Source organism: Actinomadura sp. 6N118 (assembly GCF_044326415.1).
Lineage (GTDB): Bacteria > Actinomycetota > Actinomycetes > Streptosporangiales > Streptosporangiaceae > Spirillospora.
Genome location: NZ_JBIRAZ010000009.1, coordinates 100,358 through 122,991 on the forward strand (window position 1 = coordinate 100,358; position 22,634 = coordinate 122,991).

Here is a 22,634-nt window from a genome sequence, read left to right on the forward strand (position 1 = left end):
CGCTCGCTACGGGCGCCGACTTTGAGACACGCCCTAGGCCCGGCCCGAGTGCACGGCGGATTTGCCGATCTTGTTTGTCACATCACTGACGCTACGGGTGTGTCCGGCAAGGACGCTACGGGTGTGTCCGGCAAGTCGGGCAGGGTTGGCAATCCACCGTTGCCCAGTACAAATGTCCTGTTCGCCGGGCTTGTTGTCGGCCTCGGTCGACAGAAACCTTCGCCGTCCTGTCTCGTCAGGAGTCAACGAACCGCGTGCGAGGAGTCCCGTTCGAGCCTGTCCTGCGCTTTACTCGCCTGTGATGGCATTGTTCGGCAGATCCCGCTCCCGCCCGGCGGGCACCGCGGCGCGGGATCTCTTCGAGCGCCTGCGATGGCGTTATTTCCAGGTCCAGGCGGGGCTGCGCTTCCTGGGCGGGCTGCTGCTGCTCGCCCTGGTGGTGGCGGGGGCGGTGGTGCTGAACGGGCCCGTGCTGAGCGCCGCCGCGTTCGCCCTCATCCTGCTGATCGTGGTGCACCTGACCCTGCGGTCGCCGGCGGGCATGGCCGTGGTCTCGGTGATCGTGGGCTGGCTGGTGGTGTCGGTTCCGCTCGGCCATCTGTACCCAGGGCACGAGGACCAGCAGCCCTATCTCAGCCCGTCGCTGTTGCTCGCGCTCCTCGCCCTGCCTGTCGCGTTCGTGGCGCTGCGCTTGCGGGGGTATGCGCCGTGGCGTACGGCCCTGCTCGCCCTCGCCGCGGCCGGGATCGTCACGGCTGCGGCGGCCCATCCGCTGCCGGACCTGCAGGTACTACCCGGCTGGCTGGCGGCGCTCGGCTTCCTGGCCTACCGGTGGGACCAGGCGCGCCGTTCGGTACCTGCCGAGGCATACGAGACGGGGTGGGTCCAGGAGCAGTCCAACCCGGGAGGCGACGGCATGACGACGCCCGGCAAACCTCGGCCCGACCGCCGCACCGGCCCCGGTTCGGGCAGTGAATCTGGGGCGGGGTCGGGCCCAGGTAATGGGTCAGGTGCTGGGAACGGTCCGGCTGCGGGGAATGGGGCGGGGGCCGGGACCGGCTCATGGCCGGGGACCGGCGCGGGATCGCGCAACGGACCGAAGTTTGGCACTGGTCCGCGTTCGGGCGGCGGCTCAGGCAAGGGCGGCGGCTCTGGAAAGGGAAGCGGCTCTGGCTCTGGAGCGGGCGGCAGCGGCTCGGAGAACGCGTCCGGGGGAAACTCTGGGAGCGGGTCCGGTCCGGGTGGGAGCGGCGGAACGCTGGACTCCGCCGGGGTGCCTGCGGCCACGCAGGCGGCGTACGAGGCGCGCGCGGCGGCGCAGTCCCAGGAATACGGCGGCGGTGAGGGGTCGCGGGACGACGGCACGCAGGACGGACGTGCGGAGGACCAGCCGGAGATCTCGGTCGCCGAGGCGCTCGCCGAGCTGACCGAGATGATCGGGCTGGCACCGGTGAAGCGCCAGGTGCGTTCCATCGCCGCGTCCATCGAAGCCGCACACCTGCGCGCCGCCGCCGGTGTGCCGACCGAGAAGCCCATGCGGCACTTCGTCTTCGTCGGCCCCTCGGGCACCGGCAAGACCAGCGTGGCCCGCGTTCTGGCCAAGATCTTCTACGCGTTCGGGCTGCTGCCGACGCCCAACCTGGTGGAGGCGCACCGGGCCGACCTCGTCGGGGAGTTCCTCGGCGCCACCGCGATCAAGACCAACCAGCTCGTCGACTCGGCGCTCGGGGGCGTGCTGTTCATCGACGAGGCGTACGCGCTGGTGAACTCCGGCGAAGGGCAGCCGGACCGGTTCGGCAACGAGGCCGTGCAGACCCTCCTCAAGCGCGCCGAGGACGACCGCGACAACCTGGTCATCATCCTCGCCGGGTACGAGGCGCAGATGACCGAGTTCCTCGACTCCAACCCAGGGCTGGCCTCGCGGTTCGGCACGCGCGTGCACTTCCCCTCGTACCGCACGGCTGAGCTCCTCTGCATCGCCGACTACCACACCGGCCTGCGCGATGACCGGCTCGACGGCGAGGCCCGGCGCCGCCTGGGCACTCGTTTCGAGGAGATCGAACGGCGCGGCATCATCGACGAACTCGGCAACGGGCGGTTCGTGCGTTCGCTCACCGAGGCCGCCGCCCGCGCGCGTGACGTCCGCGTGGTCGAGGCCGCCGACCGTCCCACCGCGGACGACCTGGTCACGCTGCGCACCGAGGACGTCGAGACCGCGTTCGCCGAGCTCACCGAGCGGTACCGCGGGTACGCCGAGACGCCGACCCTCGACGAGGCCCTCGGCTCACTCGACGCGATGATCGGGCTGTCCGCCGTCAAACGCCAGGTACGCGAGATCGCCGCGCAGCTCCAGGTCGCCCAGATGCGCGCCGAACAGGGCCTGGTCACCCGCACGCCGACCCGCCACTTCGTCTTCACCGGGCCGCCCGGCACCGGCAAGACCACCGTCGCCCGCGTCCTCGGCCGTATCTTCGCGGCGCTCGGCCTCCTGACGCGGCCGTCCGTGGTCGAGGCCCAGCGCGCCGACCTCGTCGGCGATCACCTCGGCGCGACCGCCCTCAAGACCAACAAGGTCATCGATTCGGCGCTCGGCGGCGTGCTCTTCGTCGACGAGGCGTACGCGCTGAGCAATCCCGGCTACAGCGGCGGCGACGCGTTCGGCGCCGAAGCCGTCCAGACGCTCCTCAAACGAGCCGAGGACGACCGCGACCGCCTCGTCGTCGTGCTGGCGGGATACGACCAGGACATGGAACGCTTCCTGGCCTCCAATCCCGGCCTGAGTTCGCGCTTCGACGTGCGGGTCGACTTCCCTTCGTACGGCCCGGACGAGCTCCTCCAGATCGCCCAACTGATCGCCGAGCAGGAAGGCGACCACTGGGAGGAACAGGCCCTCGACGACCTGGCCCTCGTCTTCCAGCGTGCCTGCGGTACGGGACGCATCGACGAACTGGGCAACGGCCGCTTCGCGCGTTCCCTCTACGAGAAGGCCTGCGCCTCACGTGCCGTACGAGCGGCCCAGCTGGGTCCGGCCGCCACCGCCGCCGACCTGACCATCCTGACAACGGACGACGTCCGCGCCGCATTCGCCGAGGTGACCCACCGCCTTGGCTGAACGCACCGAGCGAGCCACGGCGGCCTGTCGGAGGTCTGTCGCGGTCTGTCGGGCGGTCGCTCGGGCGGTCTGTCGGACGGATGCGGTCTAATCGGGCTATGGGATCGGTGACTTGGGGTCAGGTGCTGGCCTGGCGTATGCGGCGGCAGCTCCTCGAACCGGCCGGAGATTTGCCGGCCGTGGAGGTGGCGCGGCGGTTGGCCGGCGTCCAGGCTCAGGTCGCGTCGTCCGCCGAGCTGGCGGTCGCGGTCCGGCAAGCGACACCCGCGCCTGGGGAAGTGCCGAAGGCGCTCTGGGACGAACGTTCACTCATCAAGACGTGGGCCATGCGCGGGACACTCCATCTGCTGCCTGCTGACGAGGCCGGGGCCTACCTTGCGCTGTGCGCCACGATCCGCCACTGGGAGAAGCCTTCGTGGGCCAAGGCCTTTGGGGCCAGCCCACCCGACCTGGAGGCGATCGCCGAAGCCGCCGGTGAAGCGCTCGCCGGGGGCGCGGCGCTCACCCGCGAGGAGCTGAACGCGGCGATCGTGGAGAAGACGAACTCGGCGCACCTCGCCGAGGTCTTGGGGTCGGGCTGGGGGCCGCTGCTCAAGCCGCTCGCCTGGTGGGGCGTGCTCTGCTACGGCCCCTCGCAGGGCCAGCGCGTCACGTTCGCGTCGCCTGAGCGGTTCGTGCCCGGCTGGAAGGGGCTGCCTGAGGTCGAGGACGCGGCTCGTACGGTCGTGCGAGCCTTTCTTGGGGCGCATGGACCCGCGACGCCGGAGATGTTCGACAACTGGCTGATGCGCAAGACCTCCAGGAAGAAGGACGTCAAGGCGTGGTTCGCGGCGGCGGGTGAGCTCGCCGCCGTCGACGTCGAGGGCGCCGAGATGTTCGTTCTGCCGGAGCATCTGGACGAGCTCATCGACACCGAGCCGACGCGTTCCGTGCGGCTCCTGGGTGGGTTCGACCAGTACGTCCTCGGCGCCGGAACGGGCGCCACCTACCTCGTTCCAGCCGAGCGCCGCGCCGCGGTCAGCCGGGCAGCAGGCTGGATCTCGCCTGTGGTGCTCCACGAAGGCCGCGTGGCCGGAGTCTGGGAGGGCAAGGACGGCGACATCACCGTGACGCCCTTCGAGGACATCCCGGCCAAGCCGCTGGCCACCGAGATCGCCAGGATCGCTCCGCTCTTGTCCCGTACGGCCAAGGCCTCCTGAATCTGAATCTGGATGCGCGCGCCACGCGTCCCGGCCGTCGCGAATCCCCGCATGCCGTCTCCGGCCTTCCGCGTTGCGGGCTCAAGATTCGAGGAGGTTCTTGAGTGCGGCGAGGCGGTCGCGCCAGAGGGCCTTCAGTTCAGTTGCCGTCTCGGCATCGGGCACCTTCTCGTGCAGCAGAGAGACCTGGGCTCTGCTCTCGCCCTTGGCGACGAAGCCGACAGCGATGCGCGTCGAGCCGTCCTGCCAGTCGGCCCGCAGAGACTTGGGCTGGGTGACTGTACGGATCTTGATTTCGTCCGGAAGCCAGCGCTTGCGGAGCTTGGCATCGGTGAAGGCCTCGAACAGCCGTTCCGCCGAGGCGTCCACGGTCTTGCTGACGCTTGCCGAGAAGTAGCCGGAGGCATCCTGCCCCGGCGCCCGCATGCCGCGTTCCTGCTCGTACCCCACGGTGAGTGTCTGCGCCCACCAGTGGTCGATCCCCTGCTCCTCGACGAGCCAGCGCACGATGTCGCCGTGTTTGTGACTCTGTGCGCCCCAGGTGTCGAGCAATGCGAACCAGTCGTCCCAGGTGCGCGCCGTGTTCTCGTGAACGGAGGCATCGGTGATCTTGGACTTGAGCGCCTTGGGGGCCCCGGTATCGCGGCCTGTGGGCTTGGATACCGGGCCTGTGGGCTTGGACGGCTTCTGACTCATGATCAGTTCCTTCCCCAGTTGTGCCGTCGTCATGGCGTTGACCTGCTCTTTCGATGTCGAAGGCCCTGACGGGCTCCGGGCTCCGGGCCTCCCGGAGCGTCAGGGGCGGCCGGCGTGGGGGACGTCCACCTGGCAGGTGAGGACGCGGGCCTGGCGGATCTTGGCAGCCTCCTACGGGTCGTACGTGGGGGCCGCGCACAGGAAGAGGGTGCGGCCGTCCTCACCGCCCAGGGCGCAGGCGAAGACCCCCAGGTCACCGGCGCTGATCTCCTCCAGGATCTCGCCGCCCTCACGGACGCGGAGGGCACGGTTGCCGCCCGCGTCGGCCATCCAGACGGCCCCTTCGGCGTCGAGGGTGATGCCGTCCGGAGGGCTACCGGGGATGTCCGCCCAGACCCTCCGGCCGGCCAGTGATCCGTCCGGCTGGATGTCGAACGCGGTGAGGCGTTCGGCCCAGGACTCGGCGATGATCAGGGTCGAGCCGTCCGGAGTGATGACCGGGCCGTTCGGGAACGACATCCCGTCCGAGACCACGGCGACGCCGCCGTCAGGGTCAACGCGGAGCAAGACGGTCGTCGGCTGCTCGTCCCAGGCCATGTAGTCGACGCAGCCGATGTACGCGCGGCCTTCGGCGTCCACGACCATGTCGTTGGCCGTTCCACCGCCCGAGTACGAGGAAAGATCGGCGTGGACGGCGGGCTTCCCGTTCTCCAGGCGGAGCACCTGGTTGTCCATCATGGAGACGATGAGCTGCGTGCCGTCGGGCAGCCAGCCGAGGCCTGATGGCGACCCGGGGACCTCGGCCACCGTCTCGGCCGTACCGTTGAGAGAGACCGCCAGAACATGGTGGCGCCAGAAGTCGGAGACCCACAGGCGACCGTCGTGCCAGCGCGGGCCCTCGAAGAACGCGCCGCCGGTGACGAGGGTGTCGAGTGAACGCATGGTCGTGCTCCCCTGCTCGGGGCGCCCTCGGTGGGCGCCTTTCACCGGGGACGTAGAGGCCGCCTCGACGTTCTCGACATCCTGTGGGGGAGAATTTCCAAAGAATCTCTGGAGGCGTCCATGAAGTTTCTGATCATGATCTACCACAACCCGGAGAGCCGGAAGATCTGGGCGGAGATGTCCCCGGAAGACCAGAACCTGGGGCTGGACGCCTACGAGGCCCTCGACGCGGCGCTCACCGAGTCCGGGGAGCTCATCGTCTCCGAACGGCTGGCCGACCCCGAGACCGCCCGCCGAGTAGGCGTCCGCGACGGCAAGACGATCTCCACGGACGGTCCGTTCGCCGAGGTCAAGGAGCAGCTGGCCGGCTTCTACCTGATCGAATGCCAGGACGCCGAACGTGCCACCGAGATCGCGGGGCAGATCCCGGAGGCCTTTCTCGGCATGATCGAAGTACGGCCCGTCATGGGCCTGCGCGGCGGTCCGGAGATGTGAAGAGCACCGAGGACCTCCTGCGCGAGCTCGCCCCGCAGGTGCTCACGGCCCTCGTACGGCATCACGGCGATTTCGACGCCTGTGAGGACGCCGTGCAAGAGGCGCTGCTGGCCGCCGCCGTCCAATGGCCGGACGAGGGCGTACCGGGCAACCCCAAGGGCTGGCTGATCACGGTCGCGTCCCGCCGCCGGATCGAACTGTGGCGCAGCGAATCGGCTCGCAAACGCCGCGAGGAGACCGTGGCAGCCCTGGCACCGACGGCCCCCGAGCCCATGCCCGCCACCGACGACACCCTCACGCTCCTCCTGCTCTGCTGCCATCCGTCCCTGACGACGGTCTCCCAGATCGCCCTGACCCTGCGCGCGGTCGGGGGTCTGACCACCGCCGAGATCGCCCGCGCGCTCCTGGTGCCAGAGAGCACTGTCGCCCAGCGGATCAGCCGGGCCAAGGCGCGCATCAAGGCGGACGGCGCCGAGTTCCGGATGCCGCCCCCCGGCCAGCTCCCCGAACGCGTCGCCGCAGTCCTGCACGTCCTCTACCTGATCTTCAACGAGGGCTACACGGCCAGCTCCGGGCCCGTACTCCACCGCGTCGAGCTTTCCAGCGAAGCGATCCGCCTGACCCGCCAGCTCCACACCCTGCTCCCCGAAGACGGCGAAGTATCCGGCCTCCTGGCCCTCATGCTGCTCACAGACGCCCGCCGCCCCGCCCGGACCCGTTCAGACGGCGCTCTCGTCCCGCTGAACGAACAGGACCGCACCCGCTGGGACCGCACCGCCATAGCCGAAGGCACTGCCCTCGTAACCCGCGCCCTTGCCACCGCCCCGATCGGCCCCTACCAGCTTCAAGCCGCGATAGCCGCCCTCCACGATGAGGCTGCCCGCGCCGAAGACACTGACTGGCGCCAGATCCTCGGCCTCTACGAACTCCTGGAGACCATTGCCCCGGGCCCCATGGTCACGCTCAACCGCATAGTCGCGTACGCCATGGTCCACGGTCCCCGGGCAGGCCTAGAACGCCTGGCCGTCGCAGAGTCAGCCCCCGCGCTGGCCAACAGCCACCGAGTCCACGCCGTACGAGCCCATCTGCTCGACCTAGCCGGCGACCACGCCGCCGCCCGCACCCACTACGAACGAGCCGCGCGCCTAACCCTCAGCATCCCGGAGCAGCGCTACCTCCACTCCCGCGCCACCGCCCAACCCTGAACACCCAACCCGCCAAGGCATCAATCCGCTCCCTCAAAGGCATCGCCCCTCGCTCCGCTCGGGACAGCCTCATTGGGGCTCCCGCCCCAAACCCAAGGTGGGGGCTCCGCCCCCACACCCCCGCCCCCTCCGCGGAGGTCAAGTACTAAGCCGACCTGCATGGACTCACGCGTCCTCGAACGGATCAGAGTCGTCGCGCTTGTTCCGCGACTTGACGATCGCCTCACGTATTTCCCGAAGCTCTCGGCCTGCGACGTAGTACCGACCACGTTTTTCACCACGAGATTCCATGAGACCCAGGTCCGTGAGCCGAGTCAGATCTCTTCTCGCGGTGGCGTCGGTGATCTCCTCATCGGCAAGGCTTCCCACGTCTGCCCGGTAAGTCTGGTTTCGGACTCGGTAACCCATCGCAGCGTCGAAGAGCGCGGTCAGGGTCCGCTCAGGCAATCCATGCTTCTTGGCCCGCCGATCCAGTTCGATCCAAAGCTGCTCACTCTCGCGAACCCTGACCAGCAACGTGCGGGCTTGCCGCAGGTGAGCGGTCAGCATGAAGCGCATCCAAGGTCTGGCGTCGTTCTCGGGATGCCAGGAGCCTTGCCCAACCTGGGCAAGGACCGCGTAGTAGGCCGGGGTATTACGGCCGAGGTATTCCTCCACGCTCATGAAGACGGGTGACAGAACCCGTTCGCGAGCGAGGATGAGGCTCTGCAGACAGCGAGCCATACGCCCGTTGCCATCTCGAAATGGGTGAATCATGACGAGATTGAGGTGCGCCATCGCCGCGCGGACCAGTGCCGGATGCTCGTTGTCTGCGCATTCTGTGTTGAGTTGCTGACCCAGTTCGTTCATGAGCGCCGGAACTCTGTCAACATCGGGGCCTTCGTAGACGCTGACCCCAGATTGTTCATCGCGGACATAGATCGCTCCTGCCCGCCACCGACCAGGGCGGTTGTCCAGGCTGTAGCCCGTCATCATGAAGTGGAGGCTCTTGAGCAGCTGGACGCTGTGGGTGAAGTCATCGTCATCGGCAAGCTGGATCACATACGTCATCGCGTCGCTGTAGCCCTTGATTGCCAGGCGCGTTTCCTCACTGGCATCCAGGGGTTCCGCGCCAGCGGCGATAGCGGCAGCGTCATCAAGCTCGGCGACGTAGCCCTCGATGGAGTTGGAGCCCTGGAGCGCCCGAGCGAAGGTTTGCCGTCGAAGCTGGCCCGCCCACCGTCGCGGCTCATGAAGCCGGTAGCGCAAAGTGTGCTTGAGCTGCTCGACCTCTTGAAGGACATGCAGTTCGTGTTCATTGAGATGCGGTGTGGAAAACAACATGTTTGTAACTCCGAAACAATCAGATCTCATGTCCGATACTAACGGACATGATGCTGGATTGAATCCAACTATCAAACATGAGGCTTCGTCGGGCCAGCGCGATCTCGGCGTGGTCTGTTTAGGTCCCTGCCTGTGGAGATGTGCCTCGGTGGGGTTGCGGAGGATTGCTGGCGGCGGGCGGGGGCCAGGTGGTGAGGAGTAGATCTACGGCTTGGTGGAGTTCTTTGGCGGTGGCTCCGCTGGTGGCTTGGACTGAGAGGCCGGAGGCCATCGCCCAGATGAGGCGGGACAGGGCGTTGGGGTCTGCGTCGGGCGGGAGGTCGCCTTCGGCTTGGGCTCGTTCGAAGCGGGCGCGGAGGTCGGCGTGGCCTTCTTGGCGGCGGGCGTTCAGTTCTTTGCAGGCGCCGGCACCCTGTTCGCCGGTGGCCAGGGCGCCTTGGACGAAGAGGCAGCCGCCTGGGGCCGAGGTTGTGAGTTCTACGGCACCGCGCATGAGGGCCTCGGCGGTGGCGCGGGCGGTGGGCTCGGCCATGGCCTTGGTGACGTAGTTGGCCGGGCCGGTGCTGTAGCGGTCGAGGACCTTGATGAAGAGGGCCTCTTTGTTGCCGTACGCCGCGTACAGGCTCGGCTTGTTGATGCCCATCGCCTTGGTCAGGTCGGAGAGCGCGGTGCCCTCGTAGCCCTGGCGCCAGAAGACCTCCAGGGCGCGGTCCAGGCGTTCGTCGACGTCGAACTCGCGTGGCCGTCCCGTCATCGTCCCCTCCGTTGCACAATCCGTACCGATCGGTATAGTACTCCGCGTCATTCCATACCGCTCGGTACATAAGTGGAGGCTGGACATGGGCAAGGTGCTGGAGGGCAAGGTCGCGCTGGTGACCGGCGGGTCACGGGGGATCGGTGCGGCGACGGCGCGGGCGCTGGCGGACGCGGGTGCGGACGTGGCGATCAGCTATGCCGCCTCGGCGGACAAGGCGGCGGACGTGGTCCGGGACTTGGCGGGCCGGGGTGTACGGGCGGAGGCCTACAAGGCCGACCAGGCCGACCCGGAGCAGGTCGCCGGGCTGGTGGAGGGCGTGGTGGCGGACTTCGGCGCGCTGGACGTGCTGGTCAACAACGCCGGGGTGCTCACGAACGGTGGCGTGGGCGACGAGATCGATGAGGCGGCGTTCGACAACATGTACGCGGTCAACATCAGGGGTGTCGTCGCGGGCACGCGGGCCGCGGCGAAGGTCATCAGGGACGGTGGACGGATCATCACGCTGGGGTCCAACCTCGCGGCTCGTACGAGCTTCCCGGGAGTGGCCGACTACGCGGCGACCAAGGCCGCGATCGTCGGATACGCGCAGGGCGCCGCGCGCGACCTCGCGCCGCGGGGCGTGACGGTCAACGTGGTGCAGTCAGGGTCGGTGGGGACGGACATGAACCCGGAGGACGGGCCGATGGCCGACGCCCAGCGGGCGGGCAACGCCTTGGGACGGTTCGGGCGGCCTGAGGAGATCGCTGCCGGGATCGTCTTCCTGGCGAGTCCGGGCGCGTCGTTCGTGACGGGGAGCGTTCTGACCATTGACGGCGGGGCCCTCGCCTGAGTCGCGCCCGGGCGGCGGTCAGGGTCGTAGCGGTTAGGGTCTCGGTGTGGCGCCGAACGATGATCAGACCGAGTACCGCCAGACCCCCTATGCACCGCCGCCTGGGGCGACCGAGCTCCTGCTCGTACGGCACGGGGCATCGGAACCCGCACGACCTGACCGCCCCTTCCCGCTGGTGGACGGGCATGGAGATCCTGAGCTGGCACCCGAAGGACGTGAGCAGGCGGAACGGCTGGGAGATCGCCTGAGCAAGATCCGGCTCGACGCCGTTTACGTGACGTCGCTGCGGCGGACCGCACAGACCGCCGAGCCGCTGGTGAGGATGAGCGGGATCGAGCCGCGGGTCGAGAAGGACCTGCGTGAGGTGCGTCTGGGGGAGTGGGAGGGCGGCCTCTTCCGCAAGATGATCCAGGAGAACGGACCGATCGCGCAGCGGTTCTGGGCCGAGGAACGGTGGGACGTCATCCCGGGCGGGGAACCGACCGAGGCGTTCGCCGCCCGGGTGCGCGGCGCGGTGGATCGCATCGCGGCGGCGCATCCGGACGGGCGGGTTGCGGTGTTCACGCATGGCGGCGTGATCGCCCAGGCGCTGGCGATGGCCAGCGGGGCGCGGCCGTTCGCCTTCCTCGGCGCTGACAACGGGTCGATCTCGCAGCTGGTGGTGCTCGGCGGCCTGTGGTCCGTTCGGCGATTCAACGACATCGCCCATTTCGAGTCGGACCTGGACGCCGGCTTCACACCGCTGAGCTGATCGGGGACGGCCGCCTCACAGTGATCAGGTCGCCGGGGCGAAGCGGAGTTGCTGGCCGGGTCTCAGCTGGGCGGCCAGGGGGACGTCGGACGCGCGGATGACCGCCACCACGGGGTAACCGCCGGTGGTGGGGTGGTCGGTCAGGAAGATGATCGGCAGGCCGCTGGGCGGGACCTGGAGGGCGCCGGTCACCATGCCCTCGCTGCCCAGTTCGCCGTCGCGGGCGCGGAGGAGCTTCGGGCCGTCGAGACGTACGCCCACGCGGTTGCTGTCCGGCGTCACCTCGTACGGCTGCCCGCACAGCACCGAGATCGCGTCTGGCACGAACCAGTCGTCGCGGGGACCCGGCAGGATCCGCAGTACGGGGACATCGGGTGGCTGCGCCACGGGGGCGACGTCCACGTTGATGTCGTGCAATCCGGACGTCTCACCGATCGGCAAGCGGTCGCCGACCGAGAGCGGGGCGGGGCCGAGTCCTGAGAGGAGATCCGTGGATCGGCTGCCGAGCACCGGCTCGACGTCGAGCCCGCCGCGTACGGCCAGGTAGGTACGCAGGCCGCAGGTAGGAAGACCCACCTCGACGAGACCGTCCGGCGGGACCGGGCAGGGTGCGTTCATGCCGTACGCGCGTCCGTTGACCAGGAGCGGGGCCGGGGCGCCGGAGCCGGCGATCCACGCGGCCCGGTGGAAGTGGAAGGCCGCGCCGCCGAGGGTGAGTTCGATGCCCGCCTCACTCTCGGCATTGCCGACGAGGCGGTTGGCAAGCCGCAGCGCCTGACCGTCGGCGGCTCCGGAGGATGGCACGCCCAGGTGTGCGTGGCCGGGGCGGCCGAGGTCCTGCACGGTCGCCAGCGGCCCGGGCCGTACGACCTCGATCACCGCGCACCCTCCGGCGAGCGGACGAAGCGCACGCGGGTGCCGGGCTGGAGGAGGGACGGCGGGTCGCGCGTCACGTCCCACAGCCGCAGGTCCGTGCGGCCGAGGAGCCGCCAGCCGCCCGGTGACGCGGACGGGTACACGGCGGCGTACGGTCCGGCGATCGCGACCGATCCGGCGGGTACGGAGGTACGCGGCGACTCGCGGCGCGGGACATGCAGGACGGGGTCGAGACCGGTGAGATATCCGAAGCCCGGCGAGAACCCGAGATACGCCACGATGTACGCGGCGGACGCGTGGCGTTCGATCACCTCGTCACTTGAGAGCCCCGTGAGCTCGGCGACCTCGTCCACGTCCGCGCCGTCGTACACCACCGGGATCTCCACGGCGGGCGCGTCACCGGCGGCCGACTCCGGAAGGGGCAACTCCGGCAGCCTGGAGGCGAGCCGGCTGAGATCGCAGCGGGCCGGGTCGATGACCACCAGGACCGTGCGTTCGCCGGGAATGACGTCGAGCACGCCGTCCACGGTCGCGTCCCGGTCCGCGGCGGCCTTGCGCACGGCGGCGTGGAGGCGGTGCGCGGTCTCCAAGTCGCCGGTCTCGACCAAGAGCGCGGTGTCGCCCGCCCTCCGGACCCTCACGCGAAAGACTCCAGCGTGACGCCCGCCTCCGTCAGCGCGGACCGGACGGATCTGGCGAGCTCGACGGCGCCGGGGGTGTCGCCGTGAACGCAGATCGAGCGGGCCAGCAGCGGAACCTCAGCGCCGTCGACCGAGACGACCACCCCATCGACCGCCATCCGGACGGCCCGTTCGACGACGACGGCGGGTTCATGGATGACCGCACCCGGCTCGCGCCGCGACACCAGCCTGCCCTCCGGCGTGTAGGCGCGGTCGGCGAAGCATTCGGCGACGACCGTGAGGCCGTCGGCGACCTCGTGGACCGCCGAGCCCGGCAAGGTGAGCAGCGGCAGCGACGGGTCGTACGCGCGGACGGCGTCGGCCACCGCGCGAGCCTGTACCGGATCACGCACGATGCGGTTGTAGAGCGCGCCGTGCGGCTTGACGTAGGCGACGCGGCCGCCTTCGGCACGGGCGATCCCGTCGAGCGCCGCGAGCTGGTAGAGGACCTCGGCCGTCAGCTCCGGCGCCGCGACGTCCATTTCACGGCGGCCGAACCCTGCCAGATCCCGGTAGGACACCTGCGCGCCGATCGTCACCCCGCGTGCGACCGCGCCCGCGCACACCCGCCGCATGATGAGCGGATCGCCGGCGTGGAAGCCGCACGCCACGTTCGCGCTGGTGATCACGTCGATCAGGGCAAGGTCGTCGCCGAGCTTCCAGATGCCGAATCCCTCACCCAGGTCGGCGTTGATGTCGATGACGGGCATGTCCCAGATCTATCACTCAGCCGCAGCGGCGCCGCGCCCGAGTGGCCGGTGCGATCACGGCGGGCGGCGTGCGAGCGTTCGGTGCGGTCACAGTGGGCGGCGTGCGAGCGTTCAGTGCGGTCATGGCGGGCGGCGTGCGAGCGTTCGGTGCGGTCACAGTGGGGCGGCGTCCGAGTGGTCGGTGATGAACATCCGGCCGGGCGAATGGGTGACGGCGAAGGCCGGCTTGCTCGTCATCACGACTGCCAGCGGCGTGACGCCGCACGCCCAGAAGACCGGCACATCGTCCGGCGCGAACTCGACCGCGTCACCGAAGTCGGGCCGGTTGAGATCGGCGATTCCCAGCTCCGCGGGGTCGCCGACGTGGATCGGCGGGCCGTGCATCTCCGGATGGCGTGCGCTCACGTCGACCGCGGTGGAGACGAGCGCGGGCGGGATCGGACGCATCGACACCACGAGGGGCCCGGCGAGCCGTCCGGCCGGAACGCAGGGCCGGTTGGTCACGTACATCGACACGTTCCGGCCCTGTCCGATGTGCCGCACCGGCACGCCCGCCGCCGACAGCGCCGCCTCGAAGCTGAAGCTGCACCCGAACAGGAAGCCGACCAGGTCGGGTCGCCAGTACTCGGTGGCGTCGGCCACCTCCGCCAGCAGCGTGCCGTTCTCGTAGATCCGGTAGGCAGGCAGGTCAGTACGCAGATCCGCGGCCGGCGCGACGCTGCGGGGATGCGGGTCGCCTGGGTCGGTCACGTCGAGCAGCGGGCACGGACCAGGGTTGCGATGCGCGAACAGCAGCGCGTCGAACGCGAGCTCACGTGGCACGGCGAGCAGATTCGCCTGCGCGTATCCGCGGCACCAGCCACTCGTCGTCGGCGTCGTGGCGCCCGTACGGAACAGGGCGCGGGCCTGCGTCGGCGTCAGGACCGACGGTTGGTCGAGGGCCTGGCTCATTCAAGCGTCATGCCCGATTGCCACCTGTTTAGACGGTTTCCTCGCGCAGATCCGCCACGTCGCTACGCGGCGCCCACGCCTGATAGACACCGCGGTCGAACGTTTCGAGGCCGAGTCGTTCGGCCACTGGCGCCTTGCCTCCCGTGTACTCCACCCGGAGCCAGGTCTGGTGCTCGCCCAGCACCACGAACGGCTCGCCCTGCCACGTGCAGAACGTGTTGACGTACGAGAGATGCTCCAGCTCCGCGGCCGGTACCACCCGCACGAAGCGACCCGGGACCACCTCGGCGAAACCGTCCGTCGGGGCCGCCGAGTAAAGCCGCATCTGGTCCCCATCCGGGCTCGCCTCGTACTCCGCACCGCGCCAGCCCGCGTAGTAGCCGTGCCGGAAGCTCATACGCCTCCCCCTACTCGCACCCAACGACGGCGGTCCGCGTCGTACCCGGCGATCAACGCCTCCACCCCGGACCGGTTGATCCGGTACATCTCCGCCCCGTGCGGCAGCCGCTGGCTGTCGACCTTGAACTCCGGAATCGCGGGCCCTTCACCCGGCGCGTACCCCGACCCTGGGAACGGCGCTTTCTCGATGACCCAGCCACCCGGAATGATCCCCATGCTCCACTCATCGATCCCGCCCAGTGGCCGCCGGAACAACGACGGCTTCACGGCCGGCCACCGGATCACGTAGATGTCCTCGTCCCTGGCGGAGAACGGCGACCCTTCGTAAACGAGGCCGAGCGCGCGTACGAGCCGCTGCGGAGTGTTGAGCTCCGCCACGTCCTGCAGCCGGTGCACATACCCGGCAACCCACTCGTAGCCGCCGTCCAGATAGTGCGCCACATGCTCTGGCCGCACCACCTTCTGCATCACGACAAAATCCGCATCTACAGGCGGCGGCGCGCTCTCTTGCACAGGCGGTACAGCGCCCTCCTGCAGGGGCCGCAGCGCTTGCTCTCGCTCTCGCACAGGCGATGGCGCGCTCTCTTGCGCGGACGATGCTGCGGCCTCTTGCAGGGGCGGCAGCGCGTTTCCCTGTGAGGACGGCGCGTTCTCCTGGACGAGTGGTGGCGTCGTCTCCCGAGTGGGCGGCGCGGTTTCCCGCACGGGCGGTGGCGCGGCCTCTTGAAGGGGCCGCGGCGTGAGGTCTCGTACAGGTGGCGTCGCGACCACTTGTGCCGCTGGCTCTGGCGTAGCCGCAGGCTCTGGCGTGGGCGTGGGCGTGGGCGTGGGCCCGGGCGGCGCGGTTTCTCGTACGGCGGGCGCGGGCTCCGGTGCCGCTTGGGGCGCGGGAGCAGGAGCCTCATGCGGAGCGGACTTAAGGAGGTCCGCGTCCAGGTAGGCGGCGCTGGGGAGTCCAGGGTTGATGGCGAGCTGCCACTCGGGGCGAGGCCAGTTGCGGGCGAGGTCCGTGAGGGTGGCGGGCCGGTGATGGACCGCCTGCCCGCGTAGCGAACGATCCATCGCGTCCGGCGATGTGAAGGCCAGGACGAACGTGCCGTCGCCGAATTGAGCGGTCGCGTAGTGATGTCCGGCGCGCGACGGGTCACCGGGGACCGGGAGATGGAGGACCGCCCCGGCGAGCAGATCCAGATAACCTCGCTGGTCACCGCGATCGCGTGCCTCGGCGAGCGCGGCCTCCAGGTCGGCGTCGGAGGCTTCCTCGTCCTGCTCCTCGGGGACCGGTTCCTCGGGGATGGCCAGCGGGATGCCCAGGCCGGGGAGCGCGAGGGGCCCTCCGTCAGGGCCGCTGCGACTCGCCTGGTAGACCAGCTCCAGCGGGGAGCCCACCCCGTGCACATCCCGGAACGCCGCCGTCATCCGGCCCGCCATCTGCTCGCAGGTGGCAGAGAGGTCGTCGAGGGGTCGTCCGGCGCGGTCGGCGACGGAGGCACGGTGCCACCAGTTGTGCCGGTTGCGATCGTTCGGCGGCCGCCAGCCCAGGTCAGTGAGCAGGCTCTCCTGGCGCGCGTTCAGGGGATTGGACAGGAAGGCGCTGCTGACGGCCTCGGCGTCGAGGGCGTCCTGTGCCCGCATCACCTGTACGTAGGGCAGGCCACCGGGTTTCTGCAGGATCAGGAACGACTGGGCCGGCAACCTCATCAGTTCGATGGCCAGCCGTTTGGCGAAGTCGTCCCAGTCCACTTTTCGACCGTACCCGGAACGTCACTCGGTCCAAGGGGAAGGCACGGCGTCGGTACGCACCGGGGTCCACGATCCGCCGATGGCGTCGTAGACCGCTACGGGGACGGCCTTCTCGTTCTCGTCTCCCTCACCGTTCCAACGCCAGAGCCGCGTGCCTTGAGGAGCGCGAACAGGGACCACAGGACCCGACAACACCGCACCAGGTGGTACCGGTTCGGGAGTAACCGGCCCGGGGGACGGTGCGCTCGGGGACAGCGGCCCACGGGACGTCTGCCCGGGCTGGGTGGGGCCGTGTGACGCTGGACCCGCCGCCTGGGTCGAGTCTGGGAACGGTGATCCGGGCGCCCCAGGCGACCCGGGCGAGGCGGGTTCCGGGAATGGCGAGCCAGGATGGGTGGCTTGCGGGAACGCCGAGCCGGGCTTGGCGGCCTCCGGGAACGCTGACCCTGGCTGAGGAGCTTCTGGAAACCCCGAGCCAGGCTGAGGGGCTTCTGGAAATCCCGAGCCGGGCTGAGGAGATTCCGGGAACGCCGAGCGAGGCTGAGGAGCTTCTGGAAACCCTGAGCCGGGCTGAGGAGCTCCCGGGAAGGTCGAGCCCGGCTGAGGAGCCTCAGGGAACGCGGCGCCCGGCTGAGGGGCTCCCGGCAGCGCCTGACCCGGTTGGGCGGGATTGGGCGGGATTGAGCCCGGCTTGGGTTCAGGGGCGATGGGGGCTGAGAGCATGGCCGGCGCAGCGGGCGCCTGCCCGGGCGGAGCGGCGGCCGGGGGGAGAGCGGTCGGTCGCTGGGAGGCAAGGCGGGTGACGGCCGTGGCGTCGAGATGGACTTCGCTCGGCAGGCCCGCGTTGATGGCGAGTTGCCAGGCCGGGTCCGGCCACGCGGCGGCGAGCTGGCCGAAGGACGAGCGGCGGTAGAGCCCGGCGGCCCGGTCGCCGACCGAGCGGGCGAGGGCCTGCGGCGAGGTGAAGACCATGAGGTACGTGCCGGAGCCGATGGTCGTCGTCGGGAACTCGGCGTACTCCGGGTCTTCGACGGCGGCGCCGGTGGCGGGCAGGACGAGGTCCGCCGCGAGCAGCAGCTGGAAGTACGTGGCGTGGTCGGCGCGCTGCTTGGCCTCGGTGAGCAGGGTCTCCAGCTCTTCGGGATCCATGGCCGGGGCGGTCACGTTCTCGATGACCGACCGCCGCCGCATGCTGATCCGGCTCGGGTCGGCGGCCTCGATGCCGAAGTCCAGCAGTTCGATCAGGCCGCTGCCGTGCCGGTGGAACGACTCGTACACCAGGTCGGACGGGCGCCGCACGCCCTGGACGTCGCGCAGCGCGGTCACCATCACGTCCGCGAGGCGCGCGTAGTCGCCCGGGGCCACCGTGTGGATCCCGGAGCCCGACTCGGGCAGCTCGGTCCACCAGTTGCGCGGTGACGGCTCGGCGGGCGGGCGCCACCCGGCCTCGCTCATCACCTCTTCGTCGGCCAGCGTGAGCAGCAGCGGCCCGTCGAGGAAGTTGTTGCTGACGGCCTCGGCGTACAGCCGGTCCGGCTCCCGCATCGCCTGGACGTAATGGCGGCTCTCATCACGCTCTCGCACGATGAGGATGGTGTCCCTCTCGAGGACCGCCAGCTCGCGTCCAAGATGCCGGGCGAACTCGGACCACTCCAACAAGATCACTCCCTACCGCCGAGCCGTCCCCGGCGCGCCGGCGAAAACCGCCGCGGCGCCGTTGCCCGAGATCTCGATGATTGTCGTCCCGGACGCCTCTGGCAAACCGGAAGTTCACTCAGGTGGGGGTTCGTGACGCAACACACGCAAGGATTCCACCAGCTCAGCATCATCGTCGCCGCACCCGTCGAGAACGTCGATCAACTTGTGCAGGATCTCGTGCCGTTCGTAGCCGACGTCCAGCAGTGCCTGCGCGGTCTCCCACAGTTGCGGCGGATCGCCGTTCCACAGCCGTTCGGTCAGCCGTTCGTGCGAGTCGAGGTGTTCGGCGTCGGCGCCGGGGTGCTCGAACTCGAGCATGATGCGCCGGTCGTCCGGATCCGACGGGTCGAGGGTGGACAGGTCAATCGAGCCGTGCCGCCCGGAGAGCCGGTGCTTGCCGGACAGGAACGGCAGCGCGAACGCCCGGCGGGGGAGCGCCTCCAGATCGCCGTCGGGCAGCAGCCGGTCGACGAGCTCGCGCTCCAGGCCGAACGCCGACGGGTCGCGGTACGCCTCGGCGAACTTGGTCGTGGCGTCCCAGATCGCGTCGAGCGTGGCGCGGACCCCCTCCTCGGGCAGCCCGGTCTGCTTGCCCGCCCAGCGCACCCACGCCGCCAGGACGTGCGGCACGGCCTCCTGCTCGGTCGGTGACAGCAGCACCTTGCGGGGCAGCCAGTCCAGCAGGAACATCTCGCTCTTGATCGGGCTGACCCGCAGCGGCCGGCCGAAGTCGTGCGCGCACCCGTAGTCGATGATCCGGTCGACGCAGCGGCTGGCGGCGGACCGGTCGGAGAGATCCTCGGCCTCGTCGGAGGCCAGGAAGCTCACAGCGATCTTCGCGCGGCGGTCCTTGCCGTACGCCTCGGGCCGCGGCGGCCGGCCGCCCGGCGGCAACGCGCGCACGCGGGCCCGCAGGAACGCGTGGTACGAGCCGAAGTTCTCGTTGACCGGCGGCCCGATGGTCTCGTTGGTGAACTCCAGGGCGCGTTGCAGCACCGCCCTGGTGTCGCGCGGGTCGAGTTGCTCGAACCGCATCAGCGGGTTGGTGCGCCCCTCCCGGCGGCAGTGGTCGAGGAGCTTGCCGACCTGGGACGACACCCATGCGTCGCGGACCATTCCGCAGGCGGGCGGGTTGCCGTTACCGGTGGGGGCGGCCTTGTTGCGGTCCACCAGGACCACGAGCGCGTGCCGTTCCTCGCCGCCGTAGGTGTACGTGCAGATGATCGAATCCTGGTCGCCGTAGACGTCGCGGGAGACGTAGCACTCCTCGTGAGCGACCGCGCCGACCCGGTCGGCCCAGCCAGGCCGGGCCACGCCGCGGTCCATGAGCGCGAGCGCGGCGCGTTCGGCCTTGGCCTGCTGCCGGGTGGTCCCGAGGTAGGAGATGCCGGTCAGCAGCGCCAGCGCGGCCGGGGTGCCCGCCTGCCCGGCGTGGTCGACCAGGGCCTCGCCGATGACCTCTTCGACCTCTCCTTCGCCGATGCGGTGCCCCCACCAGGAGCCGAGGATCTCGCTCACGATCAACTCGGCGTCCAGCGGGCTGCGCACCGCCAGCAGTTCCCGGGCATGCCGCAACATGTCGTCGAAGATCGAGGAGACCTCGTCCGAGGGCGGCCTGCCGTCCCCCGCGGGGTCCCCGGGGGGATGGCGGCGGCTGCGGGAACTCACGGTCCTAGCTTCTCAGATCCCGTGCCGGACGGCGTCAAGGACCCGCACGGTGTCAAGGACATTGTGCGCCGTGCGGCTTCAGAGATTGTGCGCCGTGCGGCTTCAGAAGCCGTCGCCGTGTCCCGGATGGAGCGGACCGCGCCCGGACGGCGGTTCGGACTTGATCATTCCGACGAGGCGCTCGCGCGCCAGCCGCTCCACGTGATCCGGCGTGGCGTCGAGTCCCAGATGGGTCATGCAGGCGCGGACATCGGCCACACAGCGTTCCACCGCGCCGGTGCTGACGGCCGCGAACTCCACGGCGAGCCGCCGCGCGAGAACGTCGCGGGTCTCGCTCCGGTGATCGGCAAGAGCAGGCATCTGCGCACACCCTCCGAGCCCGAGAGGTCCCTGCGGACGGGGTTCCGACCAACCTCTCCTCGATGTCCTATTCCAACGTGTTTACGGGGCCTGTCAAGGGCTCTCCGGGCCACGTTTTCGGGGCACGCCGGCGTCCCCCTGGAGAACGGTTTGAGAACCCCCACGGTGTCCTACCCCGTTTTCGCTGGAACGATCCATCGCCGCCAGCCATCCGGCGTGATGGCGAGCCGCCCAGGACCGGTCCACGCGGCCGGTGAGCATCCCGGTCAGCGCCTCCTGGTCGCGCAGCGCGTACCAGAGGTGGCCGAACGTCATGACCACGATCGCCAGCGTCAGCCAGTCGTGCACGAACGTGGCGCCGCCCCGCCACGAGTCCGGCCACGGATCGGGGAAGGTGAGCATCGCGCCGGTCGCGAGCATGACCAAGATCGACCCGGCGACGAACGCGGCGTTCAGCTTCTGGCCCGCGTTGAACTTGCCGACCTCGATCACACCGCGCCCGTTCAGCACGGCACGACGATCACGCCGCCGCAGCCACTCCGTGTCCTGCGGCCCGAACCGGTTGAGGCGCCGCAGATCCTGCCGGAACGCCCGCGACAGCACGCCGAGCAGCACGGGCACCGGCAGCAGGAAACCCGCCCACACATGGATCGGCTTGATGATGTTCCGCCGCCCCACCAGCGTGGAGAGATCCGGCACGTACAAGCACGCCGCCGTGACCAGGCAGATCAGCATCAGCAGCCCGGTGACATGGTGAACGGCCCGCTCGGTGACGCTGAACCGCGCCAACCAAGTAACCGCGGGGCTTGTGTCTGCGGGGCTCGTGTCTGCGGGGTTTGTGTCCGTGGGCCCGTCAGGTTGGTTCATCGTCACGTCCGTTCGATCTGCCCACCCAGGCGTCGACGTCGTAGCCCTGTTCCTCCCAGTAACCCGGGATGACGTCGGTGGTCAGCTCGATCCGGCCGAGCCACTTGAGGGACTTGTAGGCGTACATCGGCGCCACGTACAGGCGCACGGGGCCGCCGTGGTCGTGCTCAACCGGCCCGCCCAGCATCCCCGTCGCGACCAGGACGTCCCGCCGCCGTGCCTGCTCGAGCGTGAGCGACTCGGTGTAGACGCCGTCGAACGAGTGGAACCGCACCGCCTGGGCCTGCGGCGACACACCGACGGCGTCCAGCAGATCAGGGAGCGCTACACCCACCCAGGCGACGTTCTCCACCCGCCAGCCCGTCACGCACTGGAAGTCCTTGGTCATCTGGGTCTGGGGGAGACTCTGCAGGTCGGCGAACGAGAACGTACGCGCCTTCTTCACCAGGCCGTTCACCGTCAGCCGGTAGTTCTCCGGCTTGCGCGCCTTCACGCCCGCGACCACCGAGTAGTAGCGGAAGCCGCCTGCCGCGGGCAGCACCTGGCCGACCGGGCCGAGCGGCGCCAGTGCGCGGTTGACCTTCTGCTGAGCGTTCGCGCCCACGACGATCCCCGCGGCGCCGAGGCCGAGCATGCCGAGGATCACCCGCCGCCCTATGGGGGCGCCGGTGGCCTCGTCGTCTTCTTTCACCGTCCCATTCGAGCACCGCGAGGTCGGCGGCGCCAGGGGCGGACGCCGGACGTAAGGGATCTGTCAGATCTAAGCCGTGTCAGTTCTAAGCTCGGGGGCATGGCCACCAAGGTTCACCTCGCTCAGCAGCCGGAGGCGGACGAGCTGCTCGGACGCAGCGCGCTCGCCGCCCTGGTCGGCATGCTGCTCGATCAGCAATTTCCCATGGAACGCGCCTTCGCCGGGCCGCACGTGATCATGCAGCGCGCGGGCTGGGACGACTTCGACGCGCATGAGATCGCCGCCTACGACCCGGAACAGTTCGAGGCGCTGATGGCGGAGCCGCCCGTGGTGCACCGCTACCCGAAGTCGATGGGCAAGCGGGTGCAGCAGCTGTGCCAGTACCTGGTCGAGCACTACGAGGGCGACGCCGAGGCGATCTGGCGGGACGCGCCGAACGGGCGCGAGCTGTTCAAGCGGCTCAACGCCCTGCCCGGATACGGCAAGCAGAAGGCCCAGATCTTCACGGCGCTGCTCGGCAAGCAGTACGGGGTGACGCCGGAGGGCTGGCGCGAGGCGGCCGGTGCCTACGGCGAGGAAGGCTCGTACCGTTCGGTGGCCGATATCACAGGGCCCGAGTCGCTGGACAAGGTCCGCGCCTTCAAGAAGGAGATGAAGGCCGCCGCCAAGGCGAAGGACTGAT

General features: G+C 69.7%; 22 protein-coding genes. 7 read left to right on the forward strand and 15 right to left on the reverse strand.

Annotation, left to right across the window (positions count from 1 at the left end; genetic code table 11):
- The first annotated feature begins 301 nt into the window (after positions 1 to 301).
- Positions 302 to 3,112, forward strand: coding sequence for an AAA family ATPase (locus ACH34W_RS23970; RefSeq protein WP_395963235.1), 2,811 nt, complete (start codon positions 302 to 304; stop codon positions 3,110 to 3,112).
- A 98-nt stretch (positions 3,113 to 3,210) separates the two neighbouring features.
- Positions 3,211 to 4,311 carry a winged helix DNA-binding domain-containing protein gene (locus ACH34W_RS23975; protein ID WP_395963236.1) on the forward strand — a complete coding sequence of 367 codons (1,101 nt, stop codon included), beginning with the start codon at positions 3,211 to 3,213 and terminating at the stop codon, positions 4,309 to 4,311.
- Positions 4,312 to 4,392: 81 nt separating this feature from the next.
- On the opposite strand, the gene ACH34W_RS23980 is transcribed toward ACH34W_RS23975, so the two are convergent.
- Positions 4,393 to 5,007, reverse strand: coding sequence for a DUF4287 domain-containing protein (locus ACH34W_RS23980; RefSeq protein ID WP_395963237.1), 615 nt, complete (start codon positions 5,005 to 5,007; stop codon positions 4,393 to 4,395).
- Positions 5,008 to 5,178: 171 nt separating this feature from the next.
- Positions 5,179 to 5,949, reverse strand: a complete 771-nt coding sequence (locus tag ACH34W_RS23985; protein ID WP_395963238.1) for an SMP-30/gluconolactonase/LRE family protein — start codon at positions 5,947 to 5,949, stop codon at positions 5,179 to 5,181.
- A gap of 120 nt (positions 5,950 to 6,069) precedes the next feature.
- Between ACH34W_RS23985 and ACH34W_RS23990 the strand changes: the two genes are divergently transcribed.
- The gene (locus tag ACH34W_RS23990; protein WP_395963239.1) at positions 6,070 to 6,444 is read left to right on the forward strand and encodes a YciI family protein; all 375 of its coding nucleotides are present in this window, start codon (positions 6,070 to 6,072) and stop codon (positions 6,442 to 6,444) included.
- Positions 6,441 to 7,649, forward strand: a complete 1,209-nt coding sequence (locus ACH34W_RS23995) for an RNA polymerase sigma factor (protein ID WP_395963240.1) — start codon at positions 6,441 to 6,443, stop codon at positions 7,647 to 7,649. Before ACH34W_RS23990 ends, ACH34W_RS23995 begins: the two co-directional genes overlap by 4 nt.
- A gap of 165 nt (positions 7,650 to 7,814) precedes the next feature.
- On the opposite strand, the gene ACH34W_RS24000 is transcribed toward ACH34W_RS23995, so the two are convergent.
- Together ACH34W_RS24000 and ACH34W_RS24005 are read right to left on the reverse strand one after the other, a co-directional pair.
- Complete coding sequence (locus tag ACH34W_RS24000; protein WP_395963241.1) at positions 7,815 to 8,972, reverse strand: Fic family protein; 1,158 nt, start codon at positions 8,970 to 8,972, stop codon at positions 7,815 to 7,817.
- A 118-nt stretch (positions 8,973 to 9,090) separates the two neighbouring features.
- Positions 9,091 to 9,726 carry a TetR/AcrR family transcriptional regulator gene (locus ACH34W_RS24005; protein ID WP_395963242.1) on the reverse strand — a complete coding sequence of 212 codons (636 nt, stop codon included), beginning with the start codon at positions 9,724 to 9,726 and terminating at the stop codon, positions 9,091 to 9,093.
- An 85-nt stretch (positions 9,727 to 9,811) separates the two neighbouring features.
- Between ACH34W_RS24005 and ACH34W_RS24010 the strand changes: the two genes are divergently transcribed.
- Together ACH34W_RS24010 and ACH34W_RS24015 are read left to right on the forward strand one after the other, a co-directional pair.
- The gene (locus ACH34W_RS24010) at positions 9,812 to 10,558 is read left to right on the forward strand and encodes an SDR family NAD(P)-dependent oxidoreductase (protein ID WP_395963243.1); all 747 of its coding nucleotides are present in this window, start codon (positions 9,812 to 9,814) and stop codon (positions 10,556 to 10,558) included.
- Between the two features lie 46 nt (positions 10,559 to 10,604).
- Complete coding sequence (locus ACH34W_RS24015) at positions 10,605 to 11,309, forward strand: histidine phosphatase family protein (protein ID WP_395963244.1); 705 nt, start codon at positions 10,605 to 10,607, stop codon at positions 11,307 to 11,309.
- Positions 11,310 to 11,333: 24 nt separating this feature from the next.
- Here the strand turns inward: ACH34W_RS24015 and ACH34W_RS24020 are convergent, their stop codons facing one another.
- The 11 genes from ACH34W_RS24020 to ACH34W_RS24070 all read right to left on the reverse strand — a co-directional run bounded on the left by ACH34W_RS24020 (position 11,334) and on the right by ACH34W_RS24070 (position 21,952).
- On the reverse strand, positions 11,334 to 12,188 hold the full coding sequence (locus ACH34W_RS24020) for a biotin-dependent carboxyltransferase family protein (protein WP_395963245.1): 855 nt from the start codon (positions 12,186 to 12,188) through the stop codon (positions 11,334 to 11,336).
- Positions 12,185 to 12,826, reverse strand: a complete 642-nt coding sequence (gene pxpB, locus ACH34W_RS24025; protein WP_395963246.1) for a 5-oxoprolinase subunit PxpB — start codon at positions 12,824 to 12,826, stop codon at positions 12,185 to 12,187. Before pxpB ends, ACH34W_RS24020 begins: the two co-directional genes overlap by 4 nt.
- Positions 12,823 to 13,575: a LamB/YcsF family protein gene (locus tag ACH34W_RS24030; RefSeq protein WP_395963247.1), complete on the reverse strand. Its 753-nt coding sequence runs from the start codon at positions 13,573 to 13,575 to the stop codon at positions 12,823 to 12,825. The genes pxpB and ACH34W_RS24030 overlap by 4 nt, the downstream gene beginning before the upstream one ends.
- 153 nt (positions 13,576 to 13,728) lie before the next feature.
- Positions 13,729 to 14,526, reverse strand: a complete 798-nt coding sequence (locus ACH34W_RS24035) for a putative hydro-lyase (RefSeq protein WP_395963249.1) — start codon at positions 14,524 to 14,526, stop codon at positions 13,729 to 13,731.
- Between the two features lie 28 nt (positions 14,527 to 14,554).
- Positions 14,555 to 14,923 (reverse strand): hypothetical protein, encoded by a 369-nt coding sequence (locus tag ACH34W_RS24040; RefSeq protein ID WP_395963250.1) that lies wholly within the window; start codon positions 14,921 to 14,923, stop codon positions 14,555 to 14,557.
- Entirely contained in the window at positions 14,920 to 16,668 is a 1,749-nt protein-coding gene (locus ACH34W_RS24045) for an SseB family protein (RefSeq protein ID WP_395963251.1), read from the reverse strand. Before ACH34W_RS24045 ends, ACH34W_RS24040 begins: the two co-directional genes overlap by 4 nt.
- A gap of 21 nt (positions 16,669 to 16,689) precedes the next feature.
- Entirely contained in the window at positions 16,690 to 18,327 is a 1,638-nt protein-coding gene (locus tag ACH34W_RS24050; protein ID WP_395963252.1) for a TY-Chap domain-containing protein, read from the reverse strand.
- Between the two features lie 111 nt (positions 18,328 to 18,438).
- Positions 18,439 to 20,034, reverse strand: coding sequence for a hypothetical protein (locus tag ACH34W_RS24055; protein ID WP_395963253.1), 1,596 nt, complete (start codon positions 20,032 to 20,034; stop codon positions 18,439 to 18,441).
- Between the two features lie 102 nt (positions 20,035 to 20,136).
- Entirely contained in the window at positions 20,137 to 20,394 is a 258-nt protein-coding gene (locus tag ACH34W_RS24060; protein ID WP_395963254.1) for a hypothetical protein, read from the reverse strand.
- A gap of 93 nt (positions 20,395 to 20,487) precedes the next feature.
- Positions 20,488 to 21,183 (reverse strand): cytochrome b/b6 domain-containing protein, encoded by a 696-nt coding sequence (locus ACH34W_RS24065; RefSeq protein ID WP_395963255.1) that lies wholly within the window; start codon positions 21,181 to 21,183, stop codon positions 20,488 to 20,490.
- A gap of 64 nt (positions 21,184 to 21,247) precedes the next feature.
- A complete protein-coding gene (locus tag ACH34W_RS24070) occupies positions 21,248 to 21,952 on the reverse strand; it encodes a molybdopterin-dependent oxidoreductase (RefSeq protein ID WP_395963256.1) in 705 nt (234 codons plus the stop codon).
- 99 nt (positions 21,953 to 22,051) lie between these two features.
- On the opposite strand from ACH34W_RS24070, the gene ACH34W_RS24075 reads away from it, so the two are divergent.
- Positions 22,052 to 22,633, forward strand: a complete 582-nt coding sequence (locus ACH34W_RS24075; protein WP_395963258.1) for an HhH-GPD-type base excision DNA repair protein — start codon at positions 22,052 to 22,054, stop codon at positions 22,631 to 22,633.
- The last annotated feature ends 1 nt before the right edge of the window (position 22,634 follow it).